At 54.4% G+C, this 17,775-nt stretch carries 19 protein-coding genes; 9 read left to right on the forward strand and 10 right to left on the reverse strand.

Annotated features, from left to right (window positions below):
- Positions 1–408: 408 nt before the first annotated feature.
- Entirely contained in the window at positions 409–633 is a 225-nt protein-coding gene (locus ABFI50_RS00910; RefSeq protein ID WP_014832453.1) for a DUF2594 family protein, read from the forward strand.
- 66 nt (positions 634–699) lie between these two features.
- Here ABFI50_RS00910 and sdiA read toward each other — a convergent pair whose 3' ends face one another.
- From sdiA to ABFI50_RS00950, 8 genes are all read right to left on the reverse strand, one after another.
- Positions 700–1,422, reverse strand: coding sequence for a transcriptional regulator SdiA (gene sdiA / locus ABFI50_RS00915; RefSeq protein WP_196347391.1), 723 nt, complete (start codon positions 1,420–1,422; stop codon positions 700–702).
- A 221-nt stretch (positions 1,423–1,643) separates the two neighbouring features.
- Positions 1,644–2,396, reverse strand: a complete 753-nt coding sequence (gene tcyN, locus ABFI50_RS00920) for an L-cystine ABC transporter ATP-binding protein TcyN (RefSeq protein WP_014884379.1) — start codon at positions 2,394–2,396, stop codon at positions 1,644–1,646.
- Positions 2,393–3,061, reverse strand: coding sequence for a cystine ABC transporter permease (gene tcyL, locus ABFI50_RS00925; protein WP_014884380.1), 669 nt, complete (start codon positions 3,059–3,061; stop codon positions 2,393–2,395). The genes tcyN and tcyL overlap by 4 nt, the downstream gene beginning before the upstream one ends.
- A gap of 21 nt (positions 3,062–3,082) precedes the next feature.
- Positions 3,083–4,069, reverse strand: coding sequence for a D-cysteine desulfhydrase (gene dcyD, locus ABFI50_RS00930; protein ID WP_347485156.1), 987 nt, complete (start codon positions 4,067–4,069; stop codon positions 3,083–3,085).
- Between the two features lie 107 nt (positions 4,070–4,176).
- On the reverse strand, positions 4,177–4,977 hold the full coding sequence (gene tcyJ / locus ABFI50_RS00935; RefSeq protein WP_014884382.1) for a cystine ABC transporter substrate-binding protein: 801 nt from the start codon (positions 4,975–4,977) through the stop codon (positions 4,177–4,179).
- Between the two features lie 86 nt (positions 4,978–5,063).
- Entirely contained in the window at positions 5,064–5,615 is a 552-nt protein-coding gene (gene fliZ, locus ABFI50_RS00940; RefSeq protein WP_014884383.1) for a flagella biosynthesis regulatory protein FliZ, read from the reverse strand.
- 54 nt (positions 5,616–5,669) lie between these two features.
- Entirely contained in the window at positions 5,670–6,389 is a 720-nt protein-coding gene (locus ABFI50_RS00945) for an RNA polymerase sigma factor FliA (protein ID WP_014170714.1), read from the reverse strand.
- Between the two features lie 163 nt (positions 6,390–6,552).
- On the reverse strand, positions 6,553–7,818 hold the full coding sequence (locus ABFI50_RS00950) for a FliC/FljB family flagellin (protein ID WP_048997448.1): 1,266 nt from the start codon (positions 7,816–7,818) through the stop codon (positions 6,553–6,555).
- A gap of 269 nt (positions 7,819–8,087) precedes the next feature.
- Between ABFI50_RS00950 and fliD the strand changes: the two genes are divergently transcribed.
- From fliD to amyA, 4 genes are all read left to right on the forward strand, one after another.
- Entirely contained in the window at positions 8,088–9,500 is a 1,413-nt protein-coding gene (fliD, locus tag ABFI50_RS00955; RefSeq protein WP_047344735.1) for a flagellar filament capping protein FliD, read from the forward strand.
- Between the two features lie 30 nt (positions 9,501–9,530).
- A complete protein-coding gene (gene fliS / locus ABFI50_RS00960) occupies positions 9,531–9,941 on the forward strand; it encodes a flagellar export chaperone FliS (RefSeq protein ID WP_014884387.1) in 411 nt (136 codons plus the stop codon).
- The gene (fliT, locus tag ABFI50_RS00965; RefSeq protein WP_014884388.1) at positions 9,941–10,312 is read left to right on the forward strand and encodes a flagella biosynthesis regulatory protein FliT; all 372 of its coding nucleotides are present in this window, start codon (positions 9,941–9,943) and stop codon (positions 10,310–10,312) included. Before fliS ends, fliT begins: the two co-directional genes overlap by 1 nt.
- A gap of 97 nt (positions 10,313–10,409) precedes the next feature.
- The gene (gene amyA / locus ABFI50_RS00970; RefSeq protein ID WP_347485158.1) at positions 10,410–11,897 is read left to right on the forward strand and encodes an alpha-amylase; all 1,488 of its coding nucleotides are present in this window, start codon (positions 10,410–10,412) and stop codon (positions 11,895–11,897) included.
- A 93-nt stretch (positions 11,898–11,990) separates the two neighbouring features.
- On the opposite strand, the gene yedD is transcribed toward amyA, so the two are convergent.
- Both yedD and fliE read right to left on the reverse strand, forming a co-directional pair.
- A complete protein-coding gene (yedD, locus tag ABFI50_RS00975; RefSeq protein WP_045135351.1) occupies positions 11,991–12,404 on the reverse strand; it encodes a lipoprotein YedD in 414 nt (137 codons plus the stop codon).
- Between the two features lie 72 nt (positions 12,405–12,476).
- The gene (gene fliE, locus ABFI50_RS00980; RefSeq protein ID WP_014884391.1) at positions 12,477–12,791 is read right to left on the reverse strand and encodes a flagellar hook-basal body complex protein FliE; all 315 of its coding nucleotides are present in this window, start codon (positions 12,789–12,791) and stop codon (positions 12,477–12,479) included.
- A 228-nt stretch (positions 12,792–13,019) separates the two neighbouring features.
- Between fliE and fliF the strand changes: the two genes are divergently transcribed.
- From fliF to fliI, 4 genes are read left to right on the forward strand one after another with little or no spacing between them, the layout of a single operon-like run.
- Positions 13,020–14,699: a flagellar basal-body MS-ring/collar protein FliF gene (gene fliF, locus ABFI50_RS00985; RefSeq protein ID WP_023330812.1), complete on the forward strand. Its 1,680-nt coding sequence runs from the start codon at positions 13,020–13,022 to the stop codon at positions 14,697–14,699.
- Positions 14,692–15,690 carry a flagellar motor switch protein FliG gene (gene fliG, locus ABFI50_RS00990; RefSeq protein ID WP_008500327.1) on the forward strand — a complete coding sequence of 333 codons (999 nt, stop codon included), beginning with the start codon at positions 14,692–14,694 and terminating at the stop codon, positions 15,688–15,690. Before fliF ends, fliG begins: the two co-directional genes overlap by 8 nt.
- On the forward strand, positions 15,683–16,390 hold the full coding sequence (gene fliH / locus ABFI50_RS00995) for a flagellar assembly protein FliH (RefSeq protein ID WP_088126599.1): 708 nt from the start codon (positions 15,683–15,685) through the stop codon (positions 16,388–16,390). The genes fliG and fliH overlap by 8 nt, the downstream gene beginning before the upstream one ends.
- The gene (gene fliI / locus ABFI50_RS01000) at positions 16,390–17,760 is read left to right on the forward strand and encodes a flagellar protein export ATPase FliI (protein WP_014884394.1); all 1,371 of its coding nucleotides are present in this window, start codon (positions 16,390–16,392) and stop codon (positions 17,758–17,760) included. The genes fliH and fliI overlap by 1 nt, the downstream gene beginning before the upstream one ends.
- Positions 17,761–17,775 lie beyond the last annotated feature (15 nt).

A 17,775-nucleotide genomic window follows, 5' to 3' on the forward strand; every position in this document is an offset into this window, starting at 1 on the left:
ACGGTTTTCCTCACAAGATTAAAACGTTAAAAAATCGGCTATTCGATTTTGCTCTCGTTTTTGGAAATTAGCCTGTACAGTCCGTGGAAAGAGAGTCCTTGCCATCAGGGCTTTTGCGCTTTTTTTTAAGCATCCGTATTCAAAAAGTTACAAAAACCTTGCTCCTTTTCCTCGGGGAAAACAGTTTTCAGATTTTTGTAACAATAATTAACGGTAAGCAAACCACTCATAAACAATTAATAGTCATACCAGGGCATCAGTCTACCGCCTGGCGGAGTTTACGCAAATAAACAGCGCAGTAAAAGTACGAAAAACAACCGCTGCATTTTTTGCTTCAGCTTGTGGTATACTCCGCCGCCTTGACTTTCGTCGTCGCGCTTTAGCGCCGTTTAATAATGAGGAAAATAAATGAGCACACCTGAATTTGCCACTGCGGAGAATAACCAGGAACTGGCACAGGAAGTAAACTGCCTGAAAGCACTGCTGACGCTGATGCTGCAGGCGATGGGCCAGGCTGATGCTGGTCGTGTGATCATTAAAATGGAAAAGCAAATCGCGCAGATGGAAGACCAGGCGGAATCGGCTGTATTTGCAAACACCGTTAAGCAAATTAAACAAGCGTACCGCCAGTAACAAAAAACGGCTGGATGCACTGCATTCAGCCGTCCGCTCGTCTGTCACGCAGAACGTACTCTCTAATCAGATCAGTCCCGTTGCCGCCGCGTAACAAGCAATCTGGGTTTTGTTGGGTGCATTGAATTTTTTCTGCATATTCTTCTGATGGAAGTTAACCGTATTCTCTGAAATGGAGAGAATGATCGCTATTTCCGCTGACGTCTTCCCTTCCGCAGTCCATTTCAGAATTTCCCGCTCACGCTTGCTGAATTTCATCTCTGGCGGCATCACCATCCCATCTTCAAAACGCAACAGCGTGGTTAATGCCATTTGCACCAGCATTTGCAACCGTAGTTCTATTTCTTCCTGTCTGTACGGCACATCCTGCACACTCGTACGGGAAACCGAGAGGAAACCGAGCGCGTGATTAGGCAGCATCAGACACTGCGTTATTCCCGTGCGTAAACCGTGATCCTGTGCGTTATGCCATAACTCCTGCGCATCCGCGAATAATGCATCCGACCAGGGAAGATGACCCTGAATGAAATTCTCCGGCTTTAAAACCGGATCAATCGCGAAATAGTTCGCGGATTGATATTGCGCCATCCACTGCTTTGGATAAGTGGTTTGCAGCGAGACCTTGGGTCGCGTAAATGGCACGGGATGGCGCACGCAGAGCGCGTAATAATCGAATTCGAGCGCCTGCGTTTGTCGCTGAAGTTCCTGATATACCTCGTCGGCACAGGTCAATTCCTGAAACCGGAGGAAGCAATCCCGTCGCCAGGTGAAAAAGTCTGAATCCTTCATACTTACTAAAAGAAGCCTCTGAAAAGATAATCATTATTATGGTGAATATAACCTAACACATAAAACTTATTTCTAACCACAAAATATCGGCAATAGCACAATTAACTTTACTATTGATAAGGCTTATCTGCGTCGGGTGGAATAAAAAAGCAGACGCCCGGGGCAACAGGGAGAATAATTTGCTCCAGAAAAGATTTCCGGAGCAAATAAGGACAAAAATGCTACTGCATGAGGAATTTTTCAAGGAACTGACGGGTTCGCGGCTGTTGAGGATCCGCAAATAAACTTTTCGCCGGCCCCTGCTCCACAATCCGCCCCTGGTCCATGAAAATGGCCCTGTCCGCCACGTCACGAGCAAAGCTCATTTCATGGGTCACGATGACCATCGTGCGCTTCTCCTGCGCCAGCTGGCGAATGGTGTTCAGCACTTCGCCCACCAGCTCGGGGTCGAGCGCCGAGGTCGGTTCATCAAACAGGATCACGTCAGGGCGCATCGCCAGCGCACGCGCTATCGCCACGCGCTGCTGCTGGCCTCCTGACAGGCGGCGCGGATAGCTGGTCTCTTTACCTGCCAGCCCAACTTTAGCGAGCAGCTCGCGGGCACGCGCCGTCGCGTCCTCTTTTGGCTCACCTTTTACGATAACCGGCCCTTCAATAATGTTTTCCAGTACCGTGCGGTGCGGAAAAAGATTGAAGTTCTGGAACACAAAGCCCACATGCTGACGCAGACGGCGAATTAATCCTTTCTGCTGGCTGATGGATTTACCGGTATCAATCGTAATCTCCCCGACCCGGATGGTGCCCCCTTCCGGTTGTTCAAGCAGGTTAATACTGCGCAGCAGCGTCGTTTTTCCCGACCCGCTCGGCCCGATAATAGCCACCACTTCGCCCTGCTCCACTTCCAGATCGATCCCGTGGAGCACCGTTTGACCATGGAATTTTTTCACCAGGTTTTTAACGTCGATAGCACTCATTTTGGATCACGCTCCTGGCGGTTAAGCTGGTTTTCAAAATAGTTTTGCAGAGCAGACAACACCGTTGCCATCACCCAGTAAATCAGCGAGGCAGCCAGATACATGGTGAAGACTTCAAGGGTGCGCGAGGTAATAAGCTGCGCCTGACGGAACAGTTCAGGCACCTGAATCGTTGCGGCCAGAGAGGTATCTTTGACCAGGCTAATGAAGCTGTTGCTCAGCGGCGGAAGCGCCACACGCGCAGCCTGCGGCAAAATAGCGCGACGCAATGTTTGCCACGGCGTCATCCCGATACTGGCCGCCGCTTCCCACTGACCTTTATCAATGGACGAGATTGCCGCGCGCAGGGTTTCAGAGGTATAGGCCGCCGTATTGAGCGACAGGCCAATCATCGCCGCCGGGATCGGATCCAGCTCGATACCGAATTGCGGTAGACCGTAGTAGATCATAAAGAGCTGAGCAATGAGTGGCGTACCGCGAAACACGGAGATATAAAAACGCGCCAGCCAGCGTACCGGCAGAATGGGCGACATACGCATTAAGGCCAGCACGAAGCCCAGTACGAGGCCGAAGAACATCCCGCCAATACTCAGCTGGAGCGTAAATACCGCACCTTTCAGCAGATACGGCAGGGAATCAATAACCAGTTGTATACTTTCTTGCATTATTATTTTTCGACCTGATTTTTAGACATGAGGATGATAAGCAAACAGCGCGGGCGCCCCGCCGGTGTGCACAAATAAAATCGGCCCTTCATCCTTAAAGCGTTTCTGCGTAATGCCATCTATAAGCCCGGCCATCGCTTTACCCGTATAGACCGGATCAAGCAGTATACCCTCAAGGCGCGCCAGCAGTTTAACCGCCTCCATCCCCTCTTCATTAGGCGTGCCGTAGCCCGGCGCAAAATAGTCATCCCAGAGCAGAATATCGGCTTTTGCCTTAAGCGCCAGCTGCTCTGCCACCGCCTGCTGTAACGTGACCACTTTCGGCTTTTGATCCGCAACGCTGCGGGACACCGTCACGCCTATCAGTTCCACCTCGGGCATCAGCTGCTCCAGCCCCACCGCCAGCCCGGCGTGCGTGCCCGCACTGCCAGACGCGACAACCACGGAGGAGAGGCTCACCGCCCCCTCACACTGCTGCACGATCTCCAGCGCACTTTCCACATAACCCAGCGCGCCCAGCGCATTCGAACCGCCGACAGGGATGACATAAGGACGGAAACCCTGCGCTTCGAGGCGCGTAGCCAGTTCGTCGAGCTGCGCAGTCGGGTCGGTCAACGCATCGACCATCTCCACCTGCACATTAAACAGATCCAGCAGCAGACGATTACCGTTGGTGAGATAATTTTCTGCCCGCGTGCCAATTGGGTTTTCCAGCAGTGCCACGCAATGGAGACCAAGCTTCGCCGCGACTGCCGCCGTCTGACGAACGTGGTTGGACTGGATTGCCCCGGCGGTGATGAGCGTGTCCGCCCCTTCACGCAGTGCATCCGCGGCCAGAAACTCCAGCTTACGCAGCTTGTTGCCCCCCATCGCCATCGGCGTTACGTCATCGCGCTTAATGAAAATATCGCGTCCTACGTAATCAGAAAATCGCGGCAGATACTCCAGCGGAGTCGGCGCGCCGATAAACTCCAGGCGGGGAAAGCGCGTTAAATTCTGTAGTGACATGGGTTCTCCGGTAACTCAGACAAAATGTGATATTTTTCATTATGCACGCAGACGCGTAAGAAATAAAAAAGGCGCTTTTAAAAGCGCCTTTTTTTCACGTCAAAGACTTATTTGGTGACGTCTGCGCCGAACCACTTCTCGGAGAGCGCCTTCAGGCTGCCGTCTTTTTGCATATCAGCAATCGCAGCGTCGATCGCTTTCACCAGGTCTTCGTTACCTTTACGGACCGCAACACCGGATTCCTGACGAGAGAACGCATCACCGGCAACCGCCAGAGTGTTGTTGGTTTTCTTCACCAGATCCAGCGCGGCCAGGCGGTCAACCAGAATGGCGTCAATACGGCCTACGCGCAGATCCTGGTATTTCGTCGGGTCATCATCATAGGTTCGGATGTCCACGCCCTGAACGTTCTGGCGCAGCCACTCCTCGTAGTTAGTGCCCAGGCCGACACCCACTTTTTTACCTTTCAGGTCGGCCGCGGTTTTGATGGTGCCTTCGTTACCTTTCTTCACCAGCGCCTGAATACCGGACACGGTGTACGGCGTGGAGAAGTCATACTTCTTCTTACGCTCGTCAGAAATGGTCACCTGGTTAATCACCACGTCAATGCGTTTGGAATCCAGCGATGCCAGCATACCGTCCCATTTGGTCGGTTTCAGGGAGGCTTTCACGCCGAGGTGTTTTGCCAGTTCTTCGGCAAATTCCACTTCAAAACCGGTCAGTTTGCCGTCGTCGCCCTGGAAGCTGAACGGAGGATAGGTTCCTTCCAGCCCAACCAGCAGCGTTCCGCGCTCTTTTACTTTGTTCAGCAGATTTTCTGCAGCGAACGTTTTCACGCTCATACCCGCAACCAGCGCCACGGCCATAACGCCCATCAACGCCTGACGACCCAGAAGTGCTAATTTCATAAATACCCCGATAGCGTAGAATTTTTACGTAGTGTAGAGAAATCGCCTGCGACGTCAAAGGCGACTGCGCTACATCTTATTCTTTTTTAATATATATCAGAAGTTGTTCCGGCGTGGCCTTTCTGCTTCATCGCACCCGGCATTTGTACCTTATATTGCGCATACTTGCGCAGCGCAATACGGTAGTTGTTGGTGCTGGTGGCAGGCAGCCACGGCTCCAGATTCTCATCCAGATAACCGGTTTTTAGCAGATCGCGAGAGATGTTGTTAACGGTCAGATGCTGTCCAAGGCGGCGCAGGCGAACCACATATTCGCGCACGGTGCCGTGGCTCATCTCCGTTTGTTCAAACAGGAATTGTTTGAAGCCGATAATGTCGAAGAAGTCGCTTTGCTCTTTGCAGTGGAGATCGCCACAGAAACGGCAAAGCGCCACCCACTCTTTCTGCTCTTCGAGCCACGCCGCTTCGTCCATCAACGTGTCGAGGCGAGAGATCGCGATTTTATTCACGATCTCGCCACGGCGAACCAGCGTGATACGATCGAGTAGTTTCTTACAGTGGGCGCAATGCGTCTGGCTGTGTTTAAAGTCTTTCAGGTAGCGGCTTAAAGGCCGTCTTTTTGATTGCTGCACCGTCATGATAACTCCTGGTTGTCAATACGTTGTGCGGCATTTTTCGGGTGAAAAAATCACCTATAACTTACCCAGCTTGGTTCGTAAGCGTTTAATGGCCTGGCTGTGCAACTGGCTAACCCGAGACTCCCCCACCTCCAGAACAGCGCCAATCTCTTTGAGATTAAGCTCTTCCTGGTAATAAAGGGTCAACACCAGCTGTTCGCGTTCAGGCAGCGCTTCAATCGCTTCCATTACGCGCTGGCGTAAATTCCCTTCCATTAAATGGTGTAACGGGTTTTCCTGCTGGTGCTCATCCGTCACCAGCTCGATGCTATCGCCATGCTCTTCGCGCCACTCGTCATAAGAGAAGAGTTGGCTATTATTGGTATCGAGCAACATCTGACGATACTCTTCAACAGCAATGCCAAGACGTTCCGCCACTTCGGTTTCCGTTGCGTTGCGTCCCAGTTCCTGTTCCAGCTGCCCCATCGCATGCGCCACTTCGCGGGCGTTGCGGCGAACACTTCGCGGCACCCAGTCACGGCTGCGCAGTTCGTCCAGCATCGCACCACGAATACGCTGAACTGCGTAAGTCGTAAATGCCGTTCCTTGCAGAGCGTCGTATCGGTCAACTGCATTCAATAACCCGATACCGCCCGCCTGTAGCAGATCGTCAAGTTCCACGCTCGCCGGCAAGCGCACCTGGAGGCGCAATGCTTCGTGACGCACCAGCGGGACATAACGCTGCCACAGCGAGTGTTTATCCATTACACCTTCAGCGGTATAGAGTGAATTCACGATAAACAGCCCTGCGTTAATTGAGTTATCGGCATGATTATCCGATTCTGCAGGGGTTTCAATTGGGTGAATAGTGGGTGAAATGAGGGGTTATTTGGGGGGTTATGCGAATAGCGCTAAATAAAAAACCCCGCCGAAGCGGGGTTTGAGCATTATCAGGCGATTAGCCCTGCAGCAGAGACAGAACCTGCTGAGGAACCTGGTTAGCTTTGGACAGCACGGAGTTACCGGCCTGCTGGATAATCTGCGCTTTAGACATATTGGACACTTCGGTCGCATAGTCGGCGTCCTGAATACGGGACTGCGCTTCAGACAGGTTGGTGGTGGTGTTGTTCAGGTTGGTTACCGCAGAGCTCAGACGGTTCTGTACCGCACCCAGAGAAGAACGGAATTTATCAACAGACGCGATAGCTTTGTCCAGCAGAGCCAGTGGATCTGCAGTAGACACGCCTTTGAACTCGCCAGCTGCGTTCAGGGTAACAGTCTGCGCGTTGTTCAGCGTACCGCCTGCGCCGCCATCAGCGATAGCAGTTGCAGTCAGGGAGTAGTTTTTACCCTGAACTTCAGCATAACCTGCAGCCGCGCCAGCAGCGTCTGCGCCAACTTTAACAGCAACACCGGTCAGTGTACCTGTACCACCGTTTGCATCGGTATAGGTGATGTCAGCGGTGTTCACTTTCACGCTGCCAGTTGCATCGTCAACAGACACAGCGTAGTTGTCAGAACCAGAAGAAACCACGTAGGTCGCAGTAGATGCGCCAGCTGGAGTCTGCACGTTGTGCAGAGTCAGGCTCTTCGCGTCCACACCCAGGGTGGTAGCAACTGCGCTCAGGTCAACATCTTTCAGAGAACCGCTCGCGCCAACCTGAGTGATAGAATCGCTCAGTTTCAGTGCGTTGTTAGAAACAGAGAAGCCGTTCAGACCCAGAGTAGAAGAATCGATCTGCTGCAGGTCGATGGAGATAGTCTGGCCGTCGTTCGCACCAACCTGAATCTTCATGGAACCGTCTTTAGCCAGTACGTTCACGCCGTTGAACTGAGTCTGACCCGATACGCGGTCGATTTCAGACAGACGGGATTTGATTTCGTCCTGGATTGAAGACAGGTCAGAATCAGAGTTAGTACCGGTGGTCGCCTGAACGGTCAGTTCACGAACACGCTGCAGGTTGTTGTTGATTTCAGACAGCGCGCCTTCAGTGGTCTGCGCCAGAGAGATACCGTCGTTAGCGTTACGTGCAGCCTGAGTCAGACCTTTGATGTTAGACGTGAAGCGGTTAGCGATAGCCTGGCCCGCAGCATCATCTTTAGCGCTGTTGATACGCAGACCAGAAGACAGACGCTCGATAGAAGAAGACAGAGCAGACTGGTTCTTGTTGATGTTGTTCTGAGTGATCAGCGAGAGGCTGTTGGTATTAATGACTTGTGCCATGATTTCGATTCCTGTTGTTCATCAAATCTGTTTGGTTAGATTTGGGTTTCCACCCTTCGGCTTCATCGCCGTCAAAGGTGTTATCGTCTGGTCCAAAACAACCTTTAGATTTTTTTTCAGGATCTCGATAATTTTTTTAGCCACGGAAATACTCTTCTCTATTACCGTTATTCCCGCCATTAAAAAAAAGAAATTAACCGTAAACTTTCCCCCATTAAGGCCGATAACCCCACTATTCGTTCTACGTGTCGATAGATTAAGGAATAAATATGGCAAGTATTTCATCATTGGGGATTGGTTCGGGTCTTCAGTTAGCAGACATTCTGGATAGTCTGACCAAGGCCGAAAAAGAGCAGCTAACACCGATTTCCAAACAACAGTCATCTTATACCGCCAAGCTTAGCGCTTACGGCACGTTGAAGAGTTCACTGGAAGCGTTTCAGACCGCCAACACCGCGCTGAATAAAGCCGACTTGTTTACGGCCACCAGCACGGCGAGCAGCACCACGGCATTCAGCGCCACCACCTCCGGCAGCGCGATTGCGGGTAAATACACCATTAGCGTGTCGCAGCTGGCGCAGGCGCAAACGCTGACCACCAAAAATACCCAGGCGGATACTAAAACCGCTATCGCCACGACAGATAGCAAAATTACCTTTACCGCAGGCAACGGTAAAAAACCGGTGACGGTAGATATCAGCGCGGCCAACTCCTCGCTGACCGGCATTCGTGATGCCATTAACAAAGCGGATGCCGGTGTCACCGCCAGTATTATTAACGTCGGTAATGGTCAGTATCGTCTGTCCATCACCTCTACCGAAACCGGGGCGGACAACGCGGTCAGCATCAGCGTGAGCGGCGACAGCGCTCTGCAATCCTTTATGGGTTATAACGGCACCAGCACCGACGCCAGCAACGGGATGACGGAAAGCGTCACCGCGCAGAACGCGAAGCTGAAGGTGAACAACGTAGATATCGAAAACAGCAGCAATACTATCAGCGATGCGCTGGAAGATATCACCCTGAACCTGAACGATGTCACCACCGGCAACCAGACGCTGACGATCACCAAAGATACGTCGAAAGCGGAAACGGCAATGAAAGCCTGGGTGGATGCCTACAACACCCTTCAGGACAGCTTTGCAACATTAACCAAATATACGGCGGTGGATGCAGGTACAGATGCACAGGATGCCAGCAACGGTGCCCTGCTCGGTGACAGCACGCTGCGTACGATCCAGACCCAGTTGAAAACCATGCTGAGCAACACCGTAGGCGGTACCACCTATAAGACGCTGTCGTCACTGGGCATTACCTCAGACCCAAGCTCAGGCAAACTGGAGCTGGACAGCACGAAGCTGAAAAAAGCGCTAACTGATAACCCGATCGCCGTAAAAGATCTGGTTGTGGGCGACGGTAAAGCCACCGGTATCACCACCACCATGGCCACCAATCTGACTGACTGGCTCTCCAGCAAAGGGATTATCCAGGCGGCAAAAGATGGGGTCAGCAAAACGCTGAACAAGCTGACGGATCAATACAACTCAGTCAGCGATCGTATTGATGCTCGTGTGGCACAGTATAAAGCTCAGTTTACCCAGCTGGACGTACTGATGACCTCATTGAACAACACCAGTAGCTACCTGACGCAGCAGTTTGAAAATACGTCCAGCAACAAGTAGTAAACGCTAATCAGACCCGAGGGGGATAACATGTACGGCGCAAAAGGTACACAAGCCTACGCAAAAATAGAGGTTGAAAGCGCGGTGATGAGCGCCAGCCAGCAACAGCTGGTTATCATGCTATTTGATGGAGCCCTCAGCGCGCTGGTTCGCGCGCGTCTGTTCCTGCAAGACGGCAATATCCCGGCAAAGGGACTCGCGATTTCGAAAGCGATCAACATTATCGAGAACGGTCTGAAGGTCGGCCTGGTGGAAAGTAATGGTGATGAGCTCACACAAAACCTGATCGCCCTTTATGCCTATATGGTTCGTCGCCTCCTGCACGCCAATGTGAATAACGACGCCAGCGCCATCGAAGAGGTGGAAACATTGCTGCGCAATATCGCTGACGGGTGGAAGGAGGTTGCCGGTACCCCACAACTGATGCAGGACGCCGTCTAATGAGTAATGCACCGCAGCTCTATACCCTTTATCAGCAACTCCTTGAGCAGAGCCAGTTGATGTTGCGACTGGCCCGGCAGGGGCTATGGGATGATCTGATCATCTGTGAAACCGACTATGTTAATGCGGTGCACTCACTGGCTCGTCTCACTCAGGAAAGTGAACCTTCGATGCAGATTCAGGAGCAGCTTCGCCCGACGCTGCGGGTGATCCTGGACAACGAAGGCCAGGTAAAAACATTGCTGCAAGCCAGAATGGATGAGCTGGCGAAGCTGGTTGGGCAATCCTCCATCCAGAAAACCGTTCTCTCCACCTACGGTAATCAAGGCGGCCATGTCCTGGTTCCGCAAAGTAATAGCGATATCAGTTAGCCATTTAACTGGCGTACGAACATTAACCGTTTCGTACGCCAGCATTTCTGCCAAACCTGCGCCATACTTGAGTTTCGCGACCTCATGGAGATGGTGCATGCGCAACCCAACACTTTTACAATGTTTTCACTGGTATTACCCTGCTGGCGGTGAATTGTGGCGCGAAGTCACGGCGTTAGCCCCTAATCTTAATGAAATCGGCATCAATATGATCTGGCTTCCCCCCGCGTATAAAGGTGCGTCCGGCGGGTATTCGGTTGGCTATGACTCATACGATCTGTTCGATCTCGGCGAATTTGACCAGAAAGGCAGTATCGCCACGAAATACGGTGACAAAGCGCAGCTGCTGGAGGCCATTGAGGCGTTGAAAAGCAATGAAATCGCCGTGCTGCTGGACGTCGTGGTGAACCACAAGATGGGGGCAGACGAGAAAGAGCCTGTCCGCGTTCAGCGCGTGAACGAGCAGGACCGCACGCAAATTGATGATGAAATCATTGAGTGTGAAGCCTGGACCCGCTATACCTTCCCTGCCCGTGCCGGGCAATATTCCCAGTTCATCTGGGATTACAAATGCTTCAGCGGCGTGGACCATATTGAAAACCCGGATGAAGACGGCATCTTTAAAATCGTCAACGACTACACCGGCGAAGGCTGGAACGATCAGGTTGATGATGAGATGGGTAACTTCGATTATCTGATGGGCGAGAACATTGATTTTCGCAATCACGCGGTCACCGAAGAGATCAAATACTGGGCCCGCTGGGTCATGGAACAGACGGGCTGCAACGGTTTTCGTCTGGATGCCGTCAAGCATATTCCCGCATGGTTTTATAAAGAGTGGATTGAGCACGTCCAGGACGTCGCTGACCAGCCGCTGTTTATTGTGGCAGAATACTGGTCCCACGAGGTGGATAAACTGCAGGCCTATATTGACCAGGTCGACGGTAAAACCATGCTCTTTGATGCTCCCCTGCAGATGAAATTCCACGAAGCGTCTCGTCAGGGACGGGATTATGACATGAGCCAGATCTTCACCGGTACGCTGGTGGAGGCGGATCCGTTCCATGCGGTCACTCTCGTCGCTAACCACGACACCCAACCTTTGCAGGCGCTGGAAGCACCGGTCGAAGCCTGGTTTAAACCGCTGGCGTATGCGTTGATCCTGCTGCGGGAAAACGGCGTGCCGAGCGTGTTTTATCCGGATCTCTTCGGGGCGAGCTATGACGATACGGGTGGAGATGGCGAGACCTACCACATCGACATGCCGGTCATTGAGCAGCTTCATGAACTGATCCTCGCCCGGCAGCGTTTTGCCCACGGCGTGCAGACCCTGTTTTTTGACCATCCTAACTGCATCGCCTTCAGCCGCAGCGGTACGGAAGACGATCCCGGCTGTGTGGTAGTGATGTCGAACGGCGACGACGGCGAGAAAGTGATTTGCCTTGGGGAAAATTACGGCGACAAAACGTGGCGTGATTTCCTCGGCAATCGCGAAGAAACGGTCACCACCGCGGCAGATGGCGAAGGCACCTTTACCTGTAATGGAGGGAGTGTCAGCGTTTGGGTAATAGAAGATGCGCTGTAGAAACAATGCCGGGTGGCGCTGACGCTTACCCGGCTTACGGGACGGTACTTTTGTAGGCCGGGCCAGGCGAAACCGCCACCCGGCAACAAACGGCTACGGTAGTTTACTCTCCAGCGGGTTTTTGCTCAGGTAATCAGCACATTCCACCGTTGGGCGGTCAACCTTCTGCAGCTCCATCCCGTCATACTCAAGCGTCGCGCCATCGCGCTCCAGCGGATAGATATCCAGCTTGCGGGTAACGTTGTAGTAGCTGTCTGAACGCAGCATGATTTTACCCGGCACGGCAATCACGCGCTGCCACTGGCGGCAGTCCAGCGTATCGCCCTCTTCGGTCACCACCAGCGTGGCAATCGCTTCAGGACTGACCAGGCTACTCTGCGGTCCTTTTGACTGCCAGTATCCCGCCAGATGCGCCGGGACAGGATGCTTGATTACATCCTGATAGTTATCGACCTGTACGCACCCGGTCAGTGCCAGCAGCGCGCCAGCAATTGCTATTTTTTTCATCATCTTTCCTGCTTTCGAAGAAAAAAATATTGTGGCATTAAAGCGCTGCGGCTGCCAGCGAAGATAAAAGGCTTAAACCTGCATGCCCATCACTTCCTGATACGCCGACACCAGTTTATTCCGCACCTGAATCCCCATCTGGAGGGAAACCGTGGCTTTCTGCAAATCGGCCATCACATCATTCAGCGCCACGCCCGGCTCACCGAGGGTGAATTTCTCCGCCTGGGTACGCGCCGCGGTCTGGGTATCGCTGATACGGTCAAGAGCGGCATGCAGTTGCCCCGCAAAGCTGATGGTCGGCTGTTGTTCTGCCACATTCTGATTACGGGCCGTCATCGCCGTTGCCTGCAACTGACTGATTACCCCTTCAATGCCCTGTATAGCCATGACTCTCCCCTGGATGGTTTTTTACGCGGTCAAGACTAACAGCTTGTCAATAAGATAATGGCGGTAAATAGCGTGAAAAAACCAGGTTATTTGACGCATAGAAAATCCGGAATCATCAAATAATGGCAGGGCCATCAATATGGAACTTTTGTCGTGTTTGCCGACCCGGGAGTCAGTTTTGTTTCTCTACACGAATAACGTAAACCACCAGGATTTAAGAGGTGCGCAATGAGTGCAACAGCATCGACAGCGCCGCAAAATAAATCACTCGAGTGGATGAACCGCCTTCGCGCGAATCCTAAAATCCCGTTGATCGTGGCAGGCGCTGCCGCTATTGCCATCCTTGTAGCGATGGTTTTATGGGCAAAAAGCCCTGATTACCGCACGCTCTATAGCAACCTTTCCGATCAGGATGGCGGTGCCATCGTCACCCAGCTTACCCAGATGAACATCCCTTATCGCTTTGCCGATAACGGCGGTGCCCTTGAGGTGCCTGCTGATAAGGTCCACGAGCTGCGTCTGCGTCTGGCTCAGCAGGGCCTGCCGAAGGGCGGTGCGGTCGGTTTTGAACTGCTGGATCAGGAAAAGTTCGGTATCAGCCAGTTCAGCGAGCAGGTGAACTACCAGCGTGCGCTGGAAGGTGAGCTTGCCCGCACCATTGAAACGTTAGGCCCGGTGAAGAGTGCCCGTGTGCATCTGGCGATGCCTAAGCCTTCTTTATTTGTTCGCGAACAGAAATCCCCTTCAGCTTCCGTGACCGTGAACCTCGAACCTGGCCGCGCGCTGGACGAAGGGCAAATCAGCGCGGTGACGCATCTCGTCTCCAGCGCCGTCGCCGGTCTGCCACCGGGTAACGTGACGGTGGTCGATCAAAGCGGACACCTGCTGACCCAATCCAATACCGCCGGGCGTGACCTGAACGACGCGCAGCTGAAATATGCCGCAGACGTAGAAAACCGTCTCCAGCGTCGCATTGAAGCGATCCTCGGCCCGGTTGTCGGTAACAGCAACGTGCATGCGCAGGTGACCGCGCAGATTGACTTCTCTAATAAAGAACAAACCGAAGAGCAATACAGCCCGAACGGCGATCCGGCTCAGGCGGTGATGCGCTCGCGTCAGATCAACTCCAGCGAACAGGTAGGCGGCGCCTACCCTGGCGGCGTGCCGGGTGCGCTCTCTAACCAGCCGGCTCCGGCAAACGCGGCACCGATTTCCACGCCGCCGGCCAATCAGCAGAACGGTCAGCAAAATAATCAGCAGACCACCTCAACGACCAGTAACGCCGGTCCACGCACCAGTAGCCGTAACGAAACCACGAACTACGAAGTGGATCGGACGATCCGCCACACTAAACTCAACGTGGGCGATATTCAGCGTCTCTCTGTTGCGGTGGTGGTGAACTACAAAACGCTGGCGGATGGCAAACCGTTGCCGTTAACCGCCGAGCAGATGAAGCAGATTGAAAACCTGACCCGCGAAGCAATGGGCTACTCCGAGAAGCGTGGCGACACCCTTAACGTGGTGAACTCGCCGTTCAACGCGGTTGAAGAGACCGGCGGTGAACTGCCGTTCTGGCAACAGCAGGCGTTTATCGACCAGCTGATGTCCGCAGGACGCTGGCTGCTGGTGCTGATTGTCGCGTGGCTGCTGTGGCGTAAGGGCGTTCGTCCACAGCTCCAGCGTCGTGCTGAAGCAGAAAAAGCCGCTCGCGAACAGATGTCTACGCGTCAGGAAACGGAAGAAGCGGTTGAAGTTCGCCTCAGCAAAGATGAGCAGATGCAGCAGCGTCGGGCTAACCAGCGCATGGGCGCCGAAGTGATGAGCCAGCGCATTCGCGAAATGTCAGATAACGATCCGCGCGTCGTGGCGCTGGTCATCCGCCAGTGGATGGGTAACGAACATGAGTAATACGCTTACAGGCACCGATAAAAGCGTCATCCTGCTGATGACCATTGGCGAAGACCGCGCGGCAGAGGTGTTTAAGCACCTCTCCCAGCGGGAAGTGCAAATCCTCAGTGCGGCCATGGCCAACGTGCGTCAGATCTCCAATAAACAGCTGACCGAAGTGCTGTCGGAATTTGAGCAGGAAGCCGAACAGTTTGCCGCGCTCAACGTCAACGCCAACGACTACCTGCGCTCCGTCCTGGTCAAGGCGCTGGGCGAAGAGCGTGCCGCCAGCCTGCTGGAAGACATTCTGGAAACGCGCGATACCGCCAGCGGGATCGAAACGCTTAACTTTATGGAGCCGCAGAGTGCCGCCGACCTTATTCGCGACGAGCACCCGCAGATTATCGCCACCATCCTTGTCCACCTCAAACGGGGTCAGGCAGCCGATATTCTGGCCCTGTTCGAAGAGCGTCTGCGTCACGATGTGATGCTGCGTATCGCAACCTTCGGTGGCGTCCAGCCGGCCGCGCTGGCGGAGCTGACCGAAGTACTGAACAACCTGCTCGACGGTCAGAACCTCAAGCGCAGCAAAATGGGCGGCGTGAGAACGGCGGCGGAAATCATCAACCTGATGAAAACGCAGCAGGAAGAAGCGGTTATTACCGCGGTTCGCGAATTCGACGGCGAGCTGGCACAGAAAATTATCGACGAGATGTTCCTGTTCGAAAACCTGGTCGAAGTGGACGATCGCAGCATCCAGCGCCTGCTCCAGGAAGTGGACTCCGAATCGCTGCTTATCGCCCTCAAAGGTGCCGAACAGCCGCTGCGCGAGAAGTTCCTGCGCAACATGTCTCAGCGTGCGGCGGATATCCTGCGCGACGACCTTGCCAACCGCGGTCCGGTTCGTCTGTCTCAGGTGGAGAACGAACAGAAAGCCATCCTGCTTATTGTTCGTCGTCTGGCGGAAACCGGCGAGATGGTGATTGGCAGCGGAGACGACACTTATGTCTAATGAGCTGTCGTGGAAGCGCTGGACGCCAGACGATCTGGCCCCTCCCCTTTCGGAATTCACGCCCGCGAAGGCCTCGTCCGCAGAGCCTGACGTCGACGTCGAACAGCCCGAACTGAGCGAGGAGGAGCAGCAAGCGCAGATGCTGGCGCAGCTGCAAATGCAGGCGCATGAGCAGGGCTACAATGCCGGTCTGAATGAAGGCCGCCAGAAAGGTCACGATCTGGGCTATCAGGAAGGTCTGGCGAAAGGATTAGAGCACGGTATCGACCAGGCGCGTCAGCAGCAGGCACCGATCCACGCCCGCATGCAGCAGCTGGTCAGCGAGTTCCAGCACACGCTGGACGCGCTGGACAGCGTGATTGCGTCCCGTCTGATGCAAATGGCGCTGGAAGCTGCACGTCAGGTCATCGGCCAGACGCCTGTGGTGGATAACACGGCGCTGATCAAACAGATTCAGGGGCTTCTGCAGCAGGAACCGCTGTTTAGCGGCAAACCGCAGCTGCGCGTTCACCCGGACGATCTGCAGCGCGTTGAGGAGAGCCTGGGGGCAACCCTCAGCCTGCACGGCTGGCGTCTGCGCGGCGATCCGTCGTTACACCACGGCGGCTGCAAAGTCTCTGCCGACGAAGGTGACCTGGATGCCAGCGTCGCCACTCGCTGGCAGGAACTGTGCCGCCTGGCGGCACCGGGAGTCGTCTGATGACCGCACGCCTCACCCGCTGGCTCAACACGCTCGACAACTTTGAGACGAAGATGGCGCAACTGCCATCCGTTCGTCGTTATGGACGACTGACGCGCGCGACCGGTCTGGTACTGGAAGCCACCGGTCTGCAGCTTCCGCTGGGCGCAACCTGCGTGATTGAGCGCCAGGATGGTCAGGAAACGCGTGAAGTCGAAAGCGAAGTGGTTGGATTTAACGGTCAGCGACTGTTCCTGATGCCGCTTGAAGAGGTGGAAGGTATTCTCCCCGGCGCCCGCGTCTACGCGAAAAACATCAGCGGCGACGGCCTGCAAAGCGGGAAACAGCTGCCGCTTGGTCCGGCCCTGCTCGGCCGCGTGCTCGACGGCAGCGGGAAACCGCTGGATGGCCTGCCCGCGCCGGACACCACCGAAACCGGGGCGTTGATCACCCAGCCGTTTAACCCCCTGCAGCGTACCCCTATTGAACATGTGCTGGACACTGGCGTACGGCCGATTAACGCTCTGCTCACGGTAGGACGCGGACAACGTATGGGTTTGTTCGCCGGCTCCGGCGTGGGTAAATCGGTCCTGCTAGGCATGATGGCGCGTTATACCCAGGCCGACGTGATCGTCGTTGGGCTGATCGGTGAGCGTGGCCGTGAAGTCAAAGATTTCATCGAAAACATTCTGGGTGCGGAAGGCCGGGCCCGTTCGGTGGTTATCGCCGCCCCGGCGGATGTGTCCCCCCTGCTACGTATGCAGGGTGCCGCCTACGCCACCCGTATTGCCGAAGATTTCCGCGACCGCGGCAAGCACGTACTGCTGATCATGGACTCCCTCACCCGCTACGCGATGGCGCAGCGTGAAATTGCGCTGGCTATCGGTGAGCCACCGGCCACCAAAGGCTACCCGCCTTCGGTCTTTGCCAAACTTCCTGCGCTGGTTGAACGCGCAGGGAACGGCATCAGCGGCGGTGGCTCCATCACTGCATTTTATACGGTACTGACCGAAGGCGATGACCAGCAGGACCCGATTGCCGACTCCGCGCGCGCCATTCTCGACGGTCATATTGTGTTATCGCGTCGTCTGGCTGAAGCCGGACACTACCCGGCGATTGATATTGAAGCATCCATCAGCCGCGCAATGACGGCGCTGATCACCGAGAAGCATTACGCCCGCGTGCGTAACTTTAAACAACTCCTCTCCAGCTTCCAGCGCAACCGCGATCTGGTCAGCGTGGGGGCGTATGCCAAAGGCAGCGATCCTATGCTCGACAAAGCGATTAGCCTGTGGCCGCAGCTGGAGGCGTTTTTACAACAGGGCATTTTTGAACGTGCCGACTGGGAAGATTCAATCCAGGCTCTGGAGCTGATTTTCCCGCAGGTGTAACACAGGTGGAGGGCG

This window comes from Enterobacter sp. HNDS-6, from assembly GCF_039850505.1.
GTDB lineage: Bacteria > Pseudomonadota > Gammaproteobacteria > Enterobacterales > Enterobacteriaceae > Enterobacter > Enterobacter kobei.